The following is a 20,038-nucleotide window of genomic DNA, read 5'->3' on the forward strand; positions in this document are numbered from 1 at the left end:
GCGGTCGCGTCGGGCTCGAACAGCACGGCGGTGGGCAACAGCTCGCAGGCGTCGGGCAACGGTTCGACGGCGATCGGTGTCGGCTCGACCGCGTCGGGCAACAACTCGACGGCGATCGGCGCGGGCAGCAACGACGGCGGGCGCTCGAACGTGCTGGCGGTCGGCTCCGCGGATTCGGCGCGGCAGGTGGTCAACGTCGCGGCCGGTACGCAAGGCACCGACGCGGTGAACGTGAATCAGCTGAACGCGGGCCTGAGCAACACGCTGTCGCAGGCGAACAGCTACACCGACGGCCAGATCGCGGGGCTGCGCAACAGCCTCGACTCGTACCGCCGCGACGCGGACGGCGGCACCGCGACCGCGATGGCGGTCGCCGGACTGCCGCAGCCGTCCGGTCCGGGCAAGAGCATGGTCGCGATCGCGGGCAGCGTGTATCGCGGCCAGTCCGGGCAGGCGCTCGGCATTTCGACGATCTCGGAGAACAACCACTGGATCTACAAGGCCGCGGTATCGACGAACACGCGCGGCACGTACGGCGCGGTCGTCGGCGCCGGGTATCAGTGGTGAGTCGCGCGATGCGCCGTTTCCCAATCATTCAAACGATGCCAATCATGAACGCACACATTGCAAAGCTCGCGGCCGCGGCGGCGATCGCCGTCGCCGCACTGACCGGATGCGCCACGCAGCAGGGCGATCCGCCGTTTCCGTCGCCGGACACGGCCACCTGGCCGGACGGCACGTATCCGAATCTCGCGAACCTCGCGCAGGTCGAGCCGGGCGTCACGAAGAACCAGTTGTACGAGCTGCTCGGGCCGCCGCATTTCCACGAGTGGATCTTTCACGTGTCGACGTGGGACTACCTGTTCCACTTCCGCGACGGCGGAAAGGTCGCGACCTGCCAATACCAGGTGCGCTTCGATTCGGACAACCGGATCGTGAAGACGCGCTGGAACAGCGCGGAATGCGAAGCGTTCGGCAAGAAGGGCGCGGCGCGCGAGGGCTGATGCGCGTGCGACGCGTCGACGCGCACGCGCACGGGCGCCGATCGAAATACCGGATCGGCGCCCGTTTGCGTCGGTGTTCGTCGTACTTGGATACGGCGCCGCCCGTCACTCGACCGTCACCGATTTCGCGAGATTCCTCGGCTTGTCGATATCCGCGCCGCGCAGCCGTGCGGCGTGATACGCGAGCAGCTGCAGCGGCACGACGTGCAGGATCGGCGACAGCAGTCCGTAGTAGTCGGGCATCCGCAGCACCGAAATGCCGTCGCCGTTGTCGATCCGCGTATCGGCGTCCGCGAACACATAGAGCTGGCCGCCGCGCGCGCGCACTTCCTGCATGTTCGACTTCAGTTTCTCGAGCAGCGCATCGTTCGGCGCGATCGTCGCGACCGGCATCGACTGCGTGACGAGCGCAAGCGGCCCGTGCTTCAGTTCGCCGGCCGGATACGCTTCCGCGTGGATATACGAAATTTCCTTCAGCTTCAGCGCGCCTTCGAGCGCGATCGGGTAATGCAGCCCGCGCCCGAGAAACAGCGCATTCTCGTGCCGCGAGAACTCGGCCGCCCAGCGCTCGATCTGCGGTTCGAGCGCGAGCACGTCGTCGAGCGCGCCGGGCAGCCGCCGCAGCTGCATCGTGTAGCGCGCGAGCTGCGCATCGTCGACGCAGCCGCGCAGCCGTCCGAGCGTCACCGCGAGAATGAACAGCGCGACGAGCTGCGTCGTGAACGCCTTGGTCGACGCGACGCCGATTTCCGGGCCCGCGCGCGTCAGGAAGCGCAGCGCGGTCTGCCGCATCATCGCGCTGGTCGGCACGTTGCAGATCGCGAGCGTGTCGGGATGGCCGAGCGACTGCGCGTACTTCAGCGCGGCGAGCGTGTCGGCGGTCTCGCCCGATTGCGATACGCACACCACGAGCGTGTTCGGCAGCGCGAGCGCGTCGCTGTAGCGGTACTCGCTCGCGATCTCGACCTGCGCCGGCATGCGCGCGATCGTTTCGAGCCAGCGGCGCGCGGTCAGCCCCGAGTAGTGGCTCGTGCCGCACGCGAGAATCAGCACGTTGTCGATCTGCTCGAATACGCGCCGCGCATCGGGGCCGAACACGGCCGGATCGAACAGCCCTGCGTCGGGAATCGTCGCGGCGACCGCCTGCGGCTGCTCGAAGATCTCCTTCTGCATGAAATGCCGGTAGGGACCGAGCTCGACCGTGGCCTGCGCGGACGTCACGGTCTGCACGGGCCGCTCGACGGGCGTTCCGTCGCGATCGAGCACGGTCACGCCGCCGGGCGTCAGCTCGACGATGTCGCCTTCCTCGAGAAAGATGAAGCGATCGGTGATGCCAGCGAGCGCGAGCGCGTCGGACGCAAGAAAGCATTCGCCGTCCTTCAGGCCGACGACGAGCGGCGAGCCGGCCCGCGCGCCGATCAGCCGCTGCGGCTCGCGCTTGCTGAACACCGCGATCGCATAGGCGCCCTGCAGCTGCGCGGTCGCGTCGCGCACGGCAGCGAGCAGGTCGCCGCGATACTGGCTGTGGATCAGATGCGCGACGACCTCGGTGTCGGTCTGGCCGTCGAACTCGTAATGCGCGTCGACCAGTTGCCTGCGCAACGTTTCGTGGTTCTCGATGATGCCGTTGTGCACGAGCGCGATCTCGTCGCGCGAGAAGATCGGATGCGCGTTGCAGGTGGCCGGCGCGCCGTGCGTCGCCCAGCGCGTGTGCGCGATGCCGGTGCTGCCCGCGAGCCCGGCGCTGCGCACGTGCGCGTCGAGGTCGGCGACGCGCGATACGCTGCGCGCGCGGCGCGCCTGTCCGTCGACGACCGTCGCGACGCCGCACGAGTCGTAGCCGCGATATTCGAGGCGGCGCAAGCCTTCGATCAGGATCGGGATGATGTTCCGTTGCGCGACCGCGCCGACAATCCCACACATGACACGACTCCTACCGTTTGTCCGTTTACGGACCGCGCACGCCGTTGCGTGAGTTCGACGCGGTCACCGTGGCGTCCGCCGTCGCGAATCCGCATTGCGCGGGCGCGACGGGATCGGCCAGCCGGCTTTCGAATGCCAGGTAAAGCGCCTCCTCCAGTACGTTCCAGTGCGCGCCGTGGCGGTACGGACCGGAGCGCGCGTGCCAGCATGCGACCGTGTTCGAGTCGTTCATCTTCAACGCGACGAGCGCGATCAGCCCCCACGGATAATCGGCGCCGGCAAGCTGCAGCCACGCCTTGCCGTATTTGCGCATCCACTGCGCGTAGAGCGTCGCGTTCGACTGGTCGGGCACCTGGATGCCGGACAGGATCGGGAAGATTTGCGCGACCTTGGCCGGATAGAAGCTCGTATCGCTGATGCGCTGCGTGCTCGGACGAAAGCCCGACTGCGACCCGCGCCAGAACACCGTCAGGATCGCCGACGCGAGCCGGTCCGCGCGCTGGCTCCACGGCGCCGCGCGCGCGGAGTCCGCGTGCCGCACGTAATACGCGGCGAGCGCCTGGAACGCGCTGTGCACTTCGACGTTGTCCATCAGCAGCGCGACGTGTAGCGACGACGAGATCTGGTAGACGCCGGTGCGCTTGTCGAGCAGCGCGTCCAGGTGCGCGGCGGCGCGGTTCAGGCTGCGCTCCCATGCGGCCGGCATCCCGTCGGGCGGCGCGAAGCGCGCGAGCAGTTCGATCCAGGTCGCCATCATCGCGTCGTCGGCGTCGGCTTGCGCGCACGCGTCGTACTGGCCGTTGTTCAGACAGTAGCGATCGAAGCCGCCGTCCGGCCGCTGGCGCGGCAGCAGCCATGCGATCCACGCGCGCGCGGCGCGGTGCGCGTCGAGCTGCGCGTCGGACGCGCCGAGCAGCGCCTTCGCGGCGAAATAAGGATCGATGCCCGCGCCGTTCAGGCGCACGGTGATCGCGCCGTCGGGGCGTTGATACAGCCCGTCGAGCTGGAGTTCGGCCGCGCCCGCGTGCAGCGCGAAGCCGCACGCGGCGATGCAGCACGCGACGCGCGAACGGCGGCACAGCCGGACGGCGGCCGCCGCGCACGTGCGCGCGGCCTTCAAAAGCGCGGGCCGGTTCATGATGGGGCTCCTGCGCGGTGATCCTGCGCAATCGTCGCCGGACGCGGCGTGGGCCGCGCCGCGCCGGCGACGGGTTCGATGTGGCGGCTCAGTGCACCTTCGCGCTGGAGAACTTGAGCGTCGTGCCGCTGTTCGCGATCACGAGCCAGTTCGTCGAGTCGGTGGTCACGACGGTCGCGCTGCCTTGCGTGATCGCCGGCTGCGCGTACGCGGCCTTCGGCAGCAGCCACGTCATGTTCGCGAGGCTGCTCGGATGGCTCGCGGAGAACGACCAGCCGGTGCCCGTATCGGTCGCCGACCACGTGACGTTCAGGCGCGCCTTGTCGAACGTCGTGATGTCGCTCATCGTGTACCACCTGAACTGCCCCGACGCCTTCAGCATGTTCGCCTGCGTGAAGATCGCGTTCAGCGTCGACGTATAGGACGACGCGCCGAGCGGGTGCGCGTAGATCAGCCGGCTCGTGCGGTTCGCGACGACGAAGTTCATCAGGCTCGCGTACCAGTTGTTCACGTCGCTCGTCGGTACCGCATATTGCTGGAACTCCTCGAACGTCGCGTACTTGCCGAACGGCATCACCGGATAAGCCCACAGGCCGGGGTTCAGCAGCGCGCCGTTGCGGTATGCGCGGGTCGGCGCCGAGCCGGTATGGCCGGTGAAGTAGTAGCCGTTGAAGCCGTTGCTCTCCAGCCAGTTCACCGACCAGGTCGGCGTGTTGCCTTCCGGCGCCGCGTATTCGACGTCCGGCTGGCCGGTCGCGGCCATCACCGCCTGGTGGTTCATCACCAGATACTGCTGGAACGTGCTCTGATTCGTTTCGCTCGCGTTGGCACCCCAGTAGTCGTGGATCCACCCGCCGTGGCTGCCGACGCGATGCCCCTTGGTCACGAAGTACTTCAGCAGGTTCTGCGCGGTCGGGTTGTTCGCGAGGTTGATCCCGTCGCCGTCGCCGAACGTCGCTTCATCGGGGCCCGCGGTGACGACGATCGAGAACGGGCCGTTGTTCCACATGCCGAGGCTCTTCAGGTAGAGCGCCGGCTGGATCTGGTCGCCCGCGCAGAAGTGCCAGTTGAACACGAGCCCGGCCATCGCCTTCGGCAGCGGCGACAGCGACGGCAGCTTCAGCAGCTGCGTGCCGAAATAATGCAGATAGCCGTGGAGCAGCATCCCGTCGGTCTGGCCGTCGAGATACGCGAGCGGCAGGTTGACGAACAGCACGCCGCCGTTGCCGTACGGGTTGTAGCCGGACACCAGCCCGAAGTTCGGCGACGTCAGGATCGTCGTGCCCGAATACGTGCCCTGCGTGACGAAGCTCGGATACGTGAGAAAACCGTACACGTAGCCCGAAATGCCTTCGAGCGTGTCGGTGGTGGCGGTCGACGTGCCGGTGATCGCCGCGAGCGTGTTGGCCAGCGTGCCGGTCGCGGTGCTCAGCAGCGAGCTGGCGCTGTACGTGGCGGTCTTCTTCAGCTTGCCGGTCACGACGCCGGTCAGCTTCGGCAGCGTCTGGCTGATCGTGCCGGTGCCGGCGGTCGGCGTCGTGTACTGGAACCACGCGTTGTGGTTGTAGTTCGCGAGACCGCCCGGGTTCGACGGGCTCGCCGCGAGGAAGAGCGCGGTGCTCGAGCCCGGCTGGCCGGTCGATGCCGAACTCGTCGTCGTGCCGCTGCTGCTCGTCGCGGCCAGCGTGCTCGCGGTGGTCGTCGATGCGGTCGTCGTCGTCCACGCCATCGACTTGCCGGGCGGCACCTGCAGCGTGCGCAGCCAGCTGCTCATGCCGGTCACGTTGCCGAGGCCGATCATGTTGCCGCCGTATTGGTCGTACAGCACGTAATCGACGCCCGCCATGCTGCTGAAGCGCGACTTCGGGCTCACGTAGAAGCCGGCCGAGTTCAGTACGCCGAAGTCGTAGACGAGCATCACCTTGCCGCCGTTGAGCGCGTAGTTCTGGATCGCGGTGACGAGCGTGTCGTCGGCGGTCGTGTGCACCTGGTCCGGCAGGATCAGGCCGGGATACTGCGACAGCGACGCGCCGGCCGACATGAACTGGCTGTCGGTCATCACCGTGAGCTGCAGCCCTTCTTCCTGCGCACTGTCGAGCCATGCGGACACGCGCGGATCGGGCAGCGTCAGGTTGTTCGGTATCAGCAGGATGATCTGGTTGGTGGCTGCCTGGACGGCGCCCGCGGCGAACGCGAAAGCGAGCGCGAACGACGCGAACAGGATCCGCAGCAACTTGCCTGACTTTGCCAACATGGTGTGCTCCTCGCTCAACGAATGGGGTGGCGCGCGTCAGCAGCGGTGCGTGCCGCCAGGTCGACCAATCTTGCCCCGTAGATGCGCACGGCGATCCGGTCCGACGGGCATCGGACGGCGCCGGTCGACGGCCGGCGAACCGGCGCGAACGCGTCGGCGCGCCGCACCGTCGTCGCCGGTGAAGCGGAATCGATACTACGCAGCGAAAGAAGCGAACAACGTGCCATTGGCCGCGAAGGCGCGGCGCTGCTGGCTCGGTGCGAGCGCCGCCGCGCGCGGCGGCGGCAAACGCGCCGGAATCGTTTCATCGCTGATACGGCGGGTTTTTGTGCGGAGGATCGGCCGCGTCCGTCAGCGCGCCCGGCCAGCTCGCGCAGTACGTGTACAGCGTGACGAGCAGGCCGATCAGCAGCGGCCCGCCGAGCAGGAAGTAGCAGAACGGCAGGAACAGCAGCGTGCCGTGATGGACGATCGCCGCGTGCAGCAGCATCACGAACGGCAGCGCGAACACGAAATAGCCGAGCACGAGCGCCGATGCGGCCGCCTTCTGCAGCAGCGAGAAATCGAGCGGGTAGTAGAGCGCGGCCATCAGCAGCGGAATCAGCGCGATCGCCGCGCCGTGCAGCACGAACATGTCGCGCAGGTGCAGCAGCGGCACGTATGGAAACGCGCCGGGCATCAGCCAGAAATACGCGCAGATCAGCAACTGCGTGAAGCTCGCGATCCGTAACAGATATGCAACGGGTAGCCAGCTCGCGCGCCGCACGAACGACGCGCCGAAGCCGATCGTGCACAGCGCGGCGGTCGCGGCGAGCAGCGTGTCGTCCGGCATTCGGGCCGCGACGTCGATCGACAGCAGCGACACGCGCGGCGCGCCGGCCGGATAGCCGATCACGCGCACGCGCAGCGCCGGATCGATCTGCTGCGCGCCCCAGGCCATCACCGCGCGCCAGTAGCGCCACGCGAACGGCAGCCCGAACCACAGCGACGCGTACAGCGCGGGCGTCAGCAGCGCGATCGACGCGAGCCAGCGCTGCGGATGCGGATGGGTCCGCAGCGAGCGGTCGGCGGCAGGCGGGGCGGAACGCGTCTGCATGGCGCGCCCGGCTACCAGCGATAGAACACGCTCAGCTCGCCGCCGAACCGTGAATAGTACGGGTTGTGGTAGTAGTCGAATTCGACCTGGGTTCCCCACTTGCGCGTGAACCAGTAGCGCCATTTCGCAGACAGTTCGTGGCTGCGGAAATCCGCGATCTGCGAGCCGGAGCCGGTGACCTGATACGCTTCGCGGCCGAACCCGCCGCGCAGCACGACCACGCTCTTGCCGACTTCGCCGTAGGTCACCGCGCCGTAGTACGCGGGTGCCTTCACCGAGCCCGGCGAATCGACCGTGTAGTTCGCGCCGGCTTCGAAGATCCACTTCGGCAGCGCGTACCAGATCACGCCCGCGTGATACAGCTGGTCGCGGTGACCGCTGCGGTTCCATGCGTAGCCGGCGCCGAGCGACACGATCAGCGAGCGGTCGGACAGCAGCTTGCGGTTGATCGACAGGTCGACGCGCGCGCTCGGCAGGATCGTGCCGGACGTCGTGCCCGCGAAGCCGGCGCTGCCGAACCAGTCGGGGCCCAGATCCTGCACGTAGGTCAGCGCGCCGAGTTGCGTGTTCTCGCCGAAGCGGTGCAGCTGCGCGAGTTCGCCGAGCACGGTACGGCCGTCGCCTTGATAGGTGCCGCGCAGATGCACGCCGTACCAGTCGCCGTAGCCGTGCGTCAGATGCGCGCTCGAATAGCCGAGCGACAGCTCGACGTGCCGTTCCTGCGGCGCGCGCGCGTGCGTCGCGATCGCGTCGGGCAGCGGCGGCCGGTTCGGTTCGTCGGGCGAGAATTCGGCGAGCGACATGCCGTCCGGCAGGCCGTCGGCGCTCACGCGCACGAAGCGGGTCTCGTCGACGTGCCGCGGCGTGATCACGGTAACGGCGCCGGCCGGCGGCTCGGGCGCCGCCGTCTCCGCGTCGGCCAGCGCGGCGGGCGAGCCGAAGGCCGCGCCGCACAGCATCGCGAGCGATGCAACCGGTACGCGCGGGCCGCGGGGGTAGCGACGATCCGACATGACGACACTCCTTAACGCGATGCGTGGAACCAGCCGCTGCGCAAGGCGACGAGGTCGCCGTGCACGCACGCGTGGCCGACGATCGACACGTCGCGCGCGCATGCGCTGACGGGGTGGCCGGCTACGCCGATGCGCGCGCCCGACATGCGCAGCAGCCCGCCGGCCGACACGACGCCGTCGATGCAGCTCGCGCGCGCGAGCTGCACGTCGTCGCGCGCGAACACGGCGCCGTGCAGCAGCGCGTCGCGTTCGAGCACGACGCGATGCGCTTTCACGCTGCCGCGCAGCACGCAGCCTTCGCCGAGCACCAGACTGCCTTCGACGACGAGGTTGCCCTGCACGACCGTATGCGCGGGCAGACGCACGTCCGCGTGCAGCAGATAGCGGCCGTGCACGTAGCGATGCGGGAGCTTCGCGAAGTGGCGCGTGAGCGAGATCGCGCGGCGCGGCACGGCGGCCGCTGCGGTGTCGGCGGTGGCGGCGTCAGCGTCGGCGCAGGCCGGCGCGTCGCCGAACACGATCGGCTCGCCGTACAGGCATGCGAAGCCGCCGGCGCCGCGCAGATGCATCGTGCCGGCGACCACGACGCCGCGCAGCACCGCGCCGTCGACGTCGACGTGCGGCGCATGCGCGAGCGTGCCGATCGTCGCGCCCGCGCGCACGTCGATGCGCTGCCCGGCGAACGCATACGCGGCGCGCGCGCCGCCGTCGAGCGCGATCGTGCGATCGGCGTACAGCACGTCGGCAGGCTGCTCGCCGCGCGCGACGCGCAGCGTATCCGCATGCCGCACCGCGAGCCCGAGCGCCGCCCACGGCGGCGGCGCGTGCGGCTCGGCCGGCGGCTCGCCGCTCACGTGCGCACGCAATGCATCGCGCCATTGCGCGGCGAGCAGCGCGTGATCGACGAACGGACCGTCGCCGATCGGCAGCGCCGCGACGTCGCTGCGCCGGATCAGTTCGTGCAGCATCGGCAGGAACGGCAGGCTCAGCACGCCGGCCACGGGCACCATCGCATTGAAGGTCGTCATCGTTCATCGCCCCGGTTTCAGTTGCCGGCGAAAGCGCTCGGTCTTGTCCCACTTCAGTTCCCGGCGCAACGCGGCATCCAGCGCGAGTCCCCACAGTGCCGATACGACCGCCGCGATCGTCACGCAAAAGCCGACCACGTTGACCGGTACGAGCCGCAGCCGCGTCGCGCGACCGTCGAGCCGCGCGGCGACGACGATCTCGAAGAACACGCCGAAATTGCCGAACGTGCTGAACGCGAACAGCGCGAGCAGCGACACGAGCAGCCCGAGCGCCGTCGAATTCAAGCCGTTGAACAGATAGAGCGCGAGCGCGGCGGCCCACGCGAGCGCGAGGAGCGCCGGCATCAGGAAGACGCCGAGCAGCAGCGCGCCGTCGAGCCGGCAGAGCGGCGGAACCAGCGGGTTGCGCAGCACCGGCACGAGATAGCGCAGCAGCGTCTGGTTGTGTCCCTTCGCCCAGCGCGTGAGCTGGCGCGCACGGACCGCCCAGCGCTCCGGCACTTCCTCGTAGCATTCCGCGTGGTTCAGATACACGGTGCGCCAGTCGCTCAGCAGCAGGCGGTACGTCATGTCGGTGTCTTCGGCGAGCGTGTCGTCGCACCAGCCGCCGACCGCGTCGAGCGCGCCCTTGCGGATGCCGCCGACCGTGCCGCCGTACTGCGGCACCAGGTTCAGGTTGTTGCGCGCCTGCTGGTTGACCTGATAGCCGCCCGCGCGCTCGAGGTCGAGCAGACGCGCGAGCAGGTTGCTGTCCGCGTTCTGCGGGACGACGCGTCCCATCACCGCGCCGACTTCCGGGTCGAAGAACGGCGCGACCAGTTCCTTCAGCAGCCCCGGCCGCGGCAGATAGTCGGCGTCGAACACGACCATGATGTCGCCGCGGATGAAGCGCAGCGCGTCCTTCAGCGCGGCCGCCTTGCCCGGCTTGCCGCTGTCGCGGTGAAACGGCTTGATGAGGTCTGGCGCGAGCGCCTGGACCTGGTCGATCAGCGCGCGCGTGTTGTCGGTCGAGCGGTCGTTGACCGGCACGATCGTCAGCCGGTCGCGCGGATAGGTGGTCGCGAGCAGCGCCATCAGGCAATCGACGACGACGGCTTCCTCGTTGTGCGCGGCGACGAACACGGTGAGCCGCGGCCAGTCGCCGTGCGTGATCGCGTGGTACGGCGCGCGCTGCGGCTTGAACAGACGGTCGACGCTGAACACGTAATGGCGTGCGGCATAGATGCACGTGAGCAGCGTGAACAGCCACAAATACGCGACGCACGGCGCGACCAGCAGGTCGCGATCGAGCCCGATCGGCGCGGCGTCGGCGGGGGCGGCGTCGAACGGTGCGTTCGCATCGGTGTCGGCGTCCGTCGGCGTGCGTATCGAAAGCGATACCGGCATCGCGTCCGCGCGTCGGCCGTCCGCGGCCGGCGCGGTCGCGACGACGGCGCGCATGTCGAGCGGCGCCGCTTCGACGGGCGGCCGCGATGCGGTGTCGCGCACCGCGAGCGAGCAGGCCAGCACGATCAGCAGCAGCAGGCATTCGACGCAGATTGACGCCGTCCGCGTGTTCTTCATGTCCTGATCCCCGTGTTCGCGACGGCGACCGATGCACGCCCGACGGCGGCGCACCGATCGCGCGGATGTCAATGGAAGCGGCGGCACGTTCGTCGCACGGGCGCGGCGGTCCTGCCGCCACGCGCGCACGCGTCGCTTCCCGGCTTCGTTGCGGTGGCGCGCCGTTCTGCCGGCTGTCGTTGTAGCGCTTCGGGACACGCCTGTCAGGTTTGCAAGCAAGGCGCGAGCCATCGGCCGCGAGGCCGCGCCCGGCAAGGATGGCGGCGCGCGAGCGGCGTGCGCGGCGCGCGGCGGCGGCGGGTTTTGATTCAGCGGCGAATCAGCGGTGATGCCAAATGTCCGGATCGTGTGTAAAGCGCGTTGCGGCCGGTGCGCGACGCGGCGGTCCGCTTGCACGTTGAACCGGTGCTGCCGCGTTGCGCGGCGCGGCTCGACCGAAAAACGCGCGCCGCGCGTCGTTCGTTGCATGCGCATCGGCCGCCGCGTGCGCAATTCGACCTGTCCGACGAATCGGCGCGCACGCATGCCGATGCAGCCGCACGGCGGCGACCGCGTACGCGGGCAGACGAACATGCATGACCGCGCGTTACAGATACGCAACGTTTCTCGCGTGTCGATCCGCGCGATACGAATGCCGCTGGCCGCGGCGGAAATCCCCTGCCGCGCACGTCGATCGCGTGCCGAATCGCGAGCCGCGCATTGCGCAGACGAAAGCGGGCGATCGACGCGATTCAAGCCGACTCAAGCCGATTCAACGCCTGTTCGAAAGCCGCGCGCCGCCGTTTCGCAAGCGGCGTTCGCGCGGCGCCGCCGATGCATGCGCCCGGCACGCTGCACGACGCGTGCGACACGCGCGTCGTGCATCCGTATCGCGCGTGCCCGTCGATACGGCTTCCGTAGCAGTTGTGAAACGTTCCGCGTCGCCGCGGATGGCCGCTGCACGCGCCGGGTCCGGCCGCAGCGCTGCTGGTTTGAATATTGCTGGAGCGGATGCAGCACGTGTGCCGGCGCGGCGCCGTACGGCGGCGCATCGGGTTGACGCGCGACCCCACCGCGAGGAGCGACTGATGACGTGACGGGAACCAGCGAAAACGGGACGGCCGGCAGCCGCACGATCCGCATCCGGCGCGGGCCGCACGGTGCGTTCGCGCCGCCACGGCGTTGCATGTCGCAGCCGATGCCGGCCGCGACATGCGTGCGCGTACGGACGGCGTCGCCCTCTGCGCGTTGCGCGACGTGCCGCGCGATCCGGCGCACGAAAAGGCTCAAACGAGGATAACGATGAAGAAGATCTTGCTTGTGTTCGGGACTCGCCCCGAGGCTATCAAGATGGCGCCGCTGGTTCGTGCGCTGAAGGCGAGAGCGGACGTCGACGTCAGCGTATGCGTGACGGCCCAGCATCGGGAAATGCTCGATCAGGTATTGACGTTGTTCGACATCCGGCCGGACTACGATCTGAACCTGATGCGCGAGCGCCAGACGCTGACCGACGTGACGACCGGCATTCTGCAGGCGATCGGCATCGTGTTCGACGAACTGCGTCCGGACGTCGTGCTCGTGCACGGCGACACGACGACCACGCTCGCGGTCAGCCTCGCGGCGTTCTACCGCTATCTGCCGGTCGGCCACGTGGAAGCGGGACTGCGCAGCGGCGACATCTGGTCGCCGTGGCCCGAGGAGCTGAATCGCCGCGTGACCGACGCCGTGTCGTCGTGGCACTTCGCGCCGACCGAGCAGGCGCGCGAAAACCTGCTCGGCGAAGGCGTGCAGGTCGGCACCGCGCTGGTGACCGGCAACACGGTGATCGACGCGCTGCAGGACGTCAAGCGGATGCTCGACCGCAACGACGCGCTGGCCGCGCGGGTCGCCGCGCGCTTTCCGTTTCTCGAGCCGTCGCGGCCCGTCGTGCTGATCACCGGCCATCGCCGCGAGAGCTTCGGCGAACCGTTCCGTCATTTCTGCGGTGCGCTGTGCACGCTCGCGAACCGGTATCGCGACGCGCAGTTCGTCTATCCGCTGCACCTGAATCCGAACGTGCGCGAGCCGGCGCGCGCGCTGCTCGGCGACGTGCCGAACATCTATCTGATCGAGCCGCAGGAATATCTGTCGTTCGTGTTCCTGATGTCGCGCGCGCATTTCATCATCACGGATTCGGGCGGCATCCAGGAAGAAGGGCCGGCGCTCGGCAAGCCGGTGCTCGTCACGCGCGAGACGACCGAGCGGCCCGAGGCGATCGCGGCCGGCACCGCGCGGCTCGTCGGCACGGATCCGGAGCGGATCGTGTGGGAGGCGTCGCGGCTGTTCGACAGCGAGAGCGCGTACGAGGAAATGTCGCGCGCGAGCAATCCGTACGGCGACGGTCATGCGAGCGAGCGGATCGTTCACGCGCTGATGCATACGCCGGGCGCACTCGCGAAGACGACGAGCTTCGGGATGGGCACCGCGGAGACGCCGTACGACGCGCTGGCGCTCGCCGCGATTCCGCGCCTGTCGTAGCGGGACGCGGTGCGGGCGCTGGTTGCGCGTCGGCGGTGGCGCCGCCCGCTGGGCGCGCGTGCCGGCGCGGGAGCAGAAGCACGCGTTGCCGCTGCCGCGGCGCACCGCGGTCGAACGGCGTGCGGATGAGCACCGTCGACCTGCTGTCTCGCGTGTCGTATCGGCTCGCGACATCGCGCCGCAATTCAATACCGAATCAATCCTGCGGACACTGGATGGTGCGCTCGCCGGATGCCTGCGCCGCACCGGCAGATATCGCCCGCGTACGCGTTCGACTTCACGCCGCCCGCTGTCCGCCGCCTCCGCCGCGCGCGGGCGGCCCCCCTGTGCCGGCGCTTCGCTCGCTGTTTCAATTCTGAGAAGACGATCTGCACCGGCCGGCCGATCGCTGTTGCCCGCAATTCCGACCCGCCATGCGTGATCGCGCGACGCGACGGCAACGTGCCGCCGGCGGCCCCGGCACGCGCTCGCGGCCAGGCATGGAAAACTGTATGAATATACAGTATAGTATCCGCCGAAAGCGGGCCGCACAGGCGAGCACATTGCGACGCGTGTGCCGCGCGTGCCGGCGCGCCGCAGCGTTCCGGCGCCGTGACCTCGGGCTAACTCATTCGAACGGGCAGACAAATTGTCATCCAGCAATCTGATCCGCATTCGCGGAGCACGTCAGCACAATCTCAAGAACGTCGATCTCGATCTGCGCACCGGCGAAATGACGGTCGTCACCGGCCCGTCGGGCTCCGGCAAGTCGAGTCTCGTGTTCGACACGCTGTACGCGGAAGGCCAGCGGCGCTACGTCGAGACGTTCAGCGCGTATGCGCGGCAGTTTCTCGACCGGATGGACCGTCCGCAGGTCGAGCGCGTCGACGGCGTGCCGCCCGCGATCGCGATCGACCAGACCAATCCGGTGCGCAGTTCTCGCTCGACGGTCGGCACGATGACCGAGCTGAACGATCATCTGAAGCTGCTGTACGCGCGCGCGGCCGAGCTGTTCGACCGCAAGACCGCGCGGCCGGTGCGGCACGACACGCCCGAGACGATCTACGCGGATCTCGTCGCGCGCACGAAGGACGGCGATCCGCGCGTCGTCGTCACGTTTCCGGTCGAGCTGCCGGATAGCGCGTCCGACGCCGAGATCGAGCAGTGGCTGTCGGCGAGCGGCTACACGCGCGTGCAGGCGCGGCGCGAAGTCGCGTCGCCCACCGGCCCGCGCAAGGTGCTCGACGTGGTGGCCGACCGCTTTCGCGTGCAGCAGGCCGACAAGGTGCGCGTGCTCGACGCGATCGAGGCGTCGCTGAAGCGCGGCGGCGGCCGCGTGAACGTATACGTGCTCGCGCCGGAGCCGCAGGACGGCGGCGCGCCGGCCGAGCCGCAGGTGTGGCGTTTCTCCACCGGGCTGCACGATCCCGACAGCGATCTGCGCTATGCGGAGCCGCAGGCCGCGCTGTTCTCGTTCAATTCCGCGTACGGCGCGTGCGACGCGTGCCGCGGCTTCGGGCGCGTGATCGGCGTCGATCTCGGCCTCGTGATCCCCGACGAGCGCAAGACGCTGCGCGGCGGCGCGATCAAGCCGATGCAGACGCCCGCGTGGAAGGAATGCCAGGACGACCTGATGCGCTATGCGGCGAAGGCGAACGTCCGGCGCGATACGCCGTGGGCCGAGCTGACGTCCGCGGAGCGCGACTGGGTGATCAACGGCTCGCCGGACTGGAACGGCAAGTGGCAGAGCCAGTGGTACGGCGTGAAGCGCTTCTTCGGCTATCTCGAATCGAAAGCGTACAAGATGCATATCCGCGTGCTGCTGTCGAAGTACCGCAGCTACACGCCGTGCGAGGTCTGCGGCGGCGCGCGGCTGAAGACCGAATCGCTGCTGTGGCGGCTCGGCTCGAAGGCGAACGCCGATGCGGTGCTCGCGCCCGCCGGGCGCTTCATGCCGCGCGGCGTCGACTGGACCCGCGCGCAGCTCGAAGCGCTGCCGGGCCTTACCGTGCACGACCTGATGCTGCTGCCGATCGAGCGCATCCGCCGCTTCTTCGACGACGTCACGCTGCCGAGCGCGCTGCTCGACGATGCGCTGAAGCTGCTGCTCGCCGAAGTGCGCACGCGGCTGAAGTATCTGTGCGACGTCGGGCTCGGCTATCTGACGCTCGACCGGCAGAGCCGCACGCTGTCCGGCGGCGAGGTGCAGCGGATCAACCTGACGACCGCGCTCGGCACGTCGCTGACGAAGACGCTGTTCGTGCTCGACGAGCCGAGCATCGGGCTGCATCCGCGCGATCTGACGCGCATCGTCGACGCGATGCAGCGGCTGCGCGACGCGGGCAATACGCTCGTCGTCGTCGAGCACGATCCGTCGGTGATGCTCGCGGCCGACCGGCTGATCGACATGGGGCCGGGGCCGGGCGAGCGCGGCGGCACGATCGTCTACGACGGCACGCCGGCCGACATCCGCGCCGCGCACACGCTGACCGGCGAGTATCTGGGCGGGCGCAAGCACGTCGCGCACGCGTCGAACTGGGCGCGCCGGCCGGTGGACGCGCACACGCCGCGCATCGTGCTGGAAGGCGCGACCGAGCACAACCTGCGCGACGTGACGGTCGAGATTCCGCTGCAGCGGCTCGTGTGCGTGACCGGCGTGTCGGGCTCCGGCAAGTCGACGCTGCTGCAGGACGTGCTCTATCCGGCGATGGCGCGGCATTTCGGCAAGGCGACCGAGGCGCCGGGCGCGTACCGCAGCCTGACCGGCGCGGACCAGGTGACCGACGTCGTGTTCGTCGACCAGTCGCCGATCGGCAAGACCACGCGCTCGAATCCGGCCAGCTATGTCGGCGCGTTCGACGAGATACGCAAGCTGTTCGCGAAGGCGCCGCTCGCGCTGCAGCGCGGCTACGGCGCCGGCACGTTCAGCTTCAACTCGGGCGACGGCCGCTGCCCGACGTGCGGCGGCTCCGGCTTCGAGCACATCGAGATGCAGTTCCTGAGCGACGTGTATCTGCGTTGCCCGGACTGCGACGGCCGCCGCTACCGCGCGGAGATTCTCGAAGTGCGCATCGAGCGCGACGGCCGCGCGCTGAACATCGCGGACGTGCTCGACCTGACCGTCAGCGAGGCGGCCGCGTTCTTCGCCGCCGACGCCGACGTGCTGCGCGTGCTGCAGCCGATCGTCGACGTCGGCCTCGAATACGTGAAGCTCGGTCAGCCGGTGCCGACGCTGTCCGGCGGCGAGGCGCAGCGGCTGAAGCTGGCCGGCTTTCTGGCCGAGTCCGCCGCCGCGGCCGGCACGCGCCGCACCGGCACGAAAGCGGTGCCTGCCGCGCGGCTGTTCATGTTCGACGAGCCGACGACGGGGCTGCATTTCGACGACATCGCGAAACTGATGCAGGCGTTCGGCAAGTTGCTCGCGGCCGGTCATTCGCTGATCGTGATCGAGCACAACCTCGACGTGATCCGCGCGGCCGACTGGCTGATCGATCTCGGGCCGGAAGGCGGCGACGGCGGCGGGCTCGTGCTGTGCGCGGGCACGCCGGAGGACGTGAAGGCGTGCGCCGAATCGCATACGGGCGCCGCGCTGCTGCAGTATGACCGCGCGATGGACGCCGAAGCGGCGCGCGCCGACGAAGGCGTGCCGCTGCAGGCGGTGCTGAACGCGGCGCGCGAGCGGCGTGCGATCGAAGGCGAGGACGTCGTGCGCATCGTCAATGCGCGCGAGCACAACCTGAAATCGCTCGACGTCGACATTCCGCACGGCAAGTTCAACGTGATCACCGGCGTGTCGGGTTCCGGCAAGTCGACGCTCGCATTCGACATCCTGTTTCACGAAGGGCAGCGCCGCTATCTCGAATCGCTGAACGCGTATGCGCGCTCGATCGTGCAGCCGGCCGGGCGGCCCGAAGTCGACGCGGTGTACGGGATTCCGCCGACGGTTGCGATCGAGCAGCGGCTGTCGCGCGGCGGGCGCAAGAGCACGGTCGCGACGACGTCCGAGGTGTGGCACTTCCTGCGGCTGCTGTACGTGAAGCTCGGCCTCCAGCATTGCGTGCACGACGGCACGCCGGTCACGTCGCAATCGGTCGAGTCGATTGCCGCGCAGCTGCTGCGCGATCATCGCGGCCAGCACGTCGGCCTGCTCGCGCCGCTCGTCGTGAACCGCAAGGGCGTGTATACCGATCTCGCGAAATGGGCGAAGGCGCGCGGCAGCACGCATCTGCGCGTCGACGGCGAGTTCGTGACCGTCGATCCGTGGCCGAAGCTCGACCGCTTCCGCGAGCATACGATCGAGCTGCCGGTGGCCGACGTCGTCGTGTCGCCGGACAACGAGGCCGAACTGCGGCGGCTGCTCGACGAGACGCTCGAGATCGGCAAGGGCGTGATGCATCTGCTCGCGCCGCTCGACGGGCTGCGCGATGCGATCGCCGGCAACCGGCCGACCGCGCAGGTCGGCGAGGTCAAGGTGCTGTCGGTCAAGCGCGCGTGTCCGGTGTGCGGCACCAGCTATCCGGAACTGGACCCGCGGATGTTCTCGTACAACAGCAAGCACGGCTGGTGCACGACCTGCGTCGGCACCGGCGTCACGCTGACGCGCGAACAGCGCGCGGCGTACGACGACACGGTGTTCGTCGAGGACGGCCGCGGCCGCGAGCAGACACTGCCGTCGGACGAGCAGGAGCCGGAAGGCGTCGGCAACGAGCCGTGCCCGGATTGCGGCGGCACGCGGCTGAATCCGGCCGCGCGCGCGGTCACGTTCGACGCGCGTTCGATCGTCGACGTCGCGCAGTGGACGGTGTCGGACACGCGCCGGTGGATCGACGGGCTGCAGCTTGCCGGGCGCGACGCGCAGATCGCGCGCGACATCGTCAGCGAGATCGGCAGCCGGCTCGCGTTTCTCGAGGAGGTCGGGCTCGGCTATCTGAGCCTCGATCGTGCGGCGCCGAGCCTGTCGGGCGGCGAAGCGCAGCGCATCCGGCTCGCCGCGCAACTGGGCAGCAACCTGCAGGGCGTGTGCTACGTGCTCGACGAGCCGACGATCGGCCTGCATCCGCGCGACAACCAGATCCTGCTCGACGCGCTGCGCAAGCTCGGCGACAAGGGCAATACGCTCGTCGTCGTCGAGCACGACGAAGACACGATCCGCCGTGCCGATCACATCATCGACGTCGGCCCCGGCGCCGGCAAGCGCGGCGGCACGCTGGTCGCGCAGGGCGCGGTCGCCGATCTGTCCGCGCAGCCGGCGTCGGTCACGGGCCGCCTGCTCGCGCAGCCGATGGTGCATCCGCTGCAGCCGCGCCGCAGCGTCGGCGCGCCGGCCGCACCCGGCGCGCCGGCGGTGCCCGACGCGTGGCTGACCGTGCACGGCGCGCGGCTGCACAACCTGCGCGACGTCACGGTCGGCATCCCGCTCGCGCGGCTCGTCGCGGTCACGGGCGTGAGCGGCTCCGGCAAGTCGACGCTCGCGCGCGACGTGCTGATGACGAACCTGCTCGATGCGGTCGGACGCTCGGTGCTGTCGTCGCCGGCCACGCGGCGCGCGCGCAAGGCCGCGCAGCAGGATGCGCCGGCCGCGAATCGCCGCTCGAGCGTGCTCGCGCGCAGCGCGCCGCGGCCGTCGCTGAACGTCACGCACGCGTGGCAGGGCTGCGAATCGATCAGCGGCTGGGAGCAGATCGACCGCGTGCTCGAAGTCGACCAGACGCCGATCGGCAAGACGCCGCGCTCGTGTCCTGCAACCTACATCGGCGTGTGGGACACGATCCGCAAGCTGTTCGCCGATACGCTCGAAGCGCGTGCGCGCGGCTATACCGCGTCGCGCTTCTCGTTCAATACCGGCGAAGGGCGCTGCCCGGCATGCGAAGGGCAAGGCGTGCGCACGATCGGCATGAGCTTCCTGCCCGACGTGAAGGTGCCGTGCGACGTCTGTCACGGGCAGCGCTTCAATCCCGAAACGCTCGCCGTCACGTGGCGCGGCCGCAATATCGGCGACGTGCTGACGATGGAGATCGACGAGGCGGTCGAATTCTTCGCGCCGATTTCGAACATCGCGCATCCGCTGCAGCTGATGAAGGACGTCGGGCTCGGCTATCTGACGCTCGGCCAGCCGTCGCCGACGCTGTCGGGCGGCGAGGCGCAGCGCATCAAGCTCGTCACCGAACTGACGAAGGTGCGCGACGACGTCACGCGGCGCGGGCAGAAGGCGCCGCACACGCTGTACGTGCTCGACGAGCCGACGGTCGGCCTGCATATGGCGGACGTCGCGAAGCTGATCCGCGTGCTGCACCGGCTCGTCGATGCGGGCCATAGCGTGGTCGTGATCGAGCACGATCTCGACGTGATCGCGGAAGCCGACTGGGTCATCGATCTCGGCCCGGAAGGCGGCGTCGGCGGTGGGACGATCGTCGCGGCCGCGCCGCCGGAAGCGCTCGCGCAGGTGCGCGACAGCCATACGGGGCACGCGCTGAAGCCGGTGCTGGCACGAACGCGCGTCGACGACGGCGAAGCGGTGCGGGACAGCGAAGCGCGCGTCGGTTGA

General features: G+C 69.3%; 11 protein-coding genes. 4 read left to right on the forward strand and 7 right to left on the reverse strand.

All coding sequences use genetic code 11. The features are described from left to right. Together BUB20358_RS22200 and BUB20358_RS22205 are read left to right on the forward strand one after the other, a co-directional pair. A partial coding sequence (locus BUB20358_RS22200; protein ID WP_174905118.1) for a YadA family autotransporter adhesin occupies window positions 1–567 on the forward strand: 567 nt, incomplete at its 5' end. 44 nt (window positions 568–611) lie between these two features. Beyond that, the gene (locus tag BUB20358_RS22205; RefSeq protein ID WP_035975526.1) at window positions 612–1,004 is read left to right on the forward strand and encodes an outer membrane protein assembly factor BamE; all 393 of its coding nucleotides are present in this window, start codon (window positions 612–614) and stop codon (window positions 1,002–1,004) included. A gap of 105 nt (window positions 1,005–1,109) precedes the next feature. Here the strand turns inward: BUB20358_RS22205 and glmS are convergent, their stop codons facing one another. The 7 genes from glmS to BUB20358_RS22240 form a co-directional block, all read right to left on the reverse strand. Further along, window positions 1,110–2,927 carry a glutamine--fructose-6-phosphate transaminase (isomerizing) gene (glmS, locus tag BUB20358_RS22210; RefSeq protein ID WP_006767118.1) on the reverse strand — a complete coding sequence of 606 codons (1,818 nt, stop codon included), beginning with the start codon at window positions 2,925–2,927 and terminating at the stop codon, window positions 1,110–1,112. A gap of 25 nt (window positions 2,928–2,952) precedes the next feature. Continuing rightward, window positions 2,953–4,065: a hypothetical protein gene (locus BUB20358_RS22215; RefSeq protein ID WP_006767119.1), complete on the reverse strand. Its 1,113-nt coding sequence runs from the start codon at window positions 4,063–4,065 to the stop codon at window positions 2,953–2,955. An 88-nt stretch (window positions 4,066–4,153) separates the two neighbouring features. Beyond that, window positions 4,154–6,319 carry a polysaccharide deacetylase family protein gene (locus BUB20358_RS22220; protein ID WP_006767120.1) on the reverse strand — a complete coding sequence of 722 codons (2,166 nt, stop codon included), beginning with the start codon at window positions 6,317–6,319 and terminating at the stop codon, window positions 4,154–4,156. Between the two features lie 304 nt (window positions 6,320–6,623). After that, complete coding sequence (locus BUB20358_RS22225; RefSeq protein WP_006767121.1) at window positions 6,624–7,415, reverse strand: hypothetical protein; 792 nt, start codon at window positions 7,413–7,415, stop codon at window positions 6,624–6,626. 11 nt (window positions 7,416–7,426) lie between these two features. Then, window positions 7,427–8,428, reverse strand: coding sequence for a YaiO family outer membrane beta-barrel protein (locus BUB20358_RS22230; protein WP_035975528.1), 1,002 nt, complete (start codon window positions 8,426–8,428; stop codon window positions 7,427–7,429). A gap of 11 nt (window positions 8,429–8,439) precedes the next feature. After that, a complete protein-coding gene (locus BUB20358_RS22235) occupies window positions 8,440–9,456 on the reverse strand; it encodes a polymer-forming cytoskeletal protein (RefSeq protein ID WP_035975530.1) in 1,017 nt (338 codons plus the stop codon). Between the two features lie 3 nt (window positions 9,457–9,459). Then, window positions 9,460–11,019 (reverse strand): glycosyltransferase family 2 protein, encoded by a 1,560-nt coding sequence (locus tag BUB20358_RS22240; RefSeq protein ID WP_035975532.1) that lies wholly within the window; start codon window positions 11,017–11,019, stop codon window positions 9,460–9,462. 1,281 nt (window positions 11,020–12,300) lie between these two features. On the opposite strand from BUB20358_RS22240, the gene wecB reads away from it, so the two are divergent. Both wecB and uvrA read left to right on the forward strand, forming a co-directional pair. After that, entirely contained in the window at window positions 12,301–13,515 is a 1,215-nt protein-coding gene (gene wecB / locus BUB20358_RS22245; protein ID WP_035976095.1) for a non-hydrolyzing UDP-N-acetylglucosamine 2-epimerase, read from the forward strand. A 628-nt stretch (window positions 13,516–14,143) separates the two neighbouring features. Next, window positions 14,144–20,038 carry an excinuclease ABC subunit UvrA gene (gene uvrA / locus BUB20358_RS22250; RefSeq protein ID WP_035975537.1) on the forward strand — a complete coding sequence of 1,965 codons (5,895 nt, stop codon included), beginning with the start codon at window positions 14,144–14,146 and terminating at the stop codon, window positions 20,036–20,038.

The organism is Burkholderia dolosa (assembly GCF_902499135.1).
Classification (GTDB): domain Bacteria; phylum Pseudomonadota; class Gammaproteobacteria; order Burkholderiales; family Burkholderiaceae; genus Burkholderia; species Burkholderia dolosa.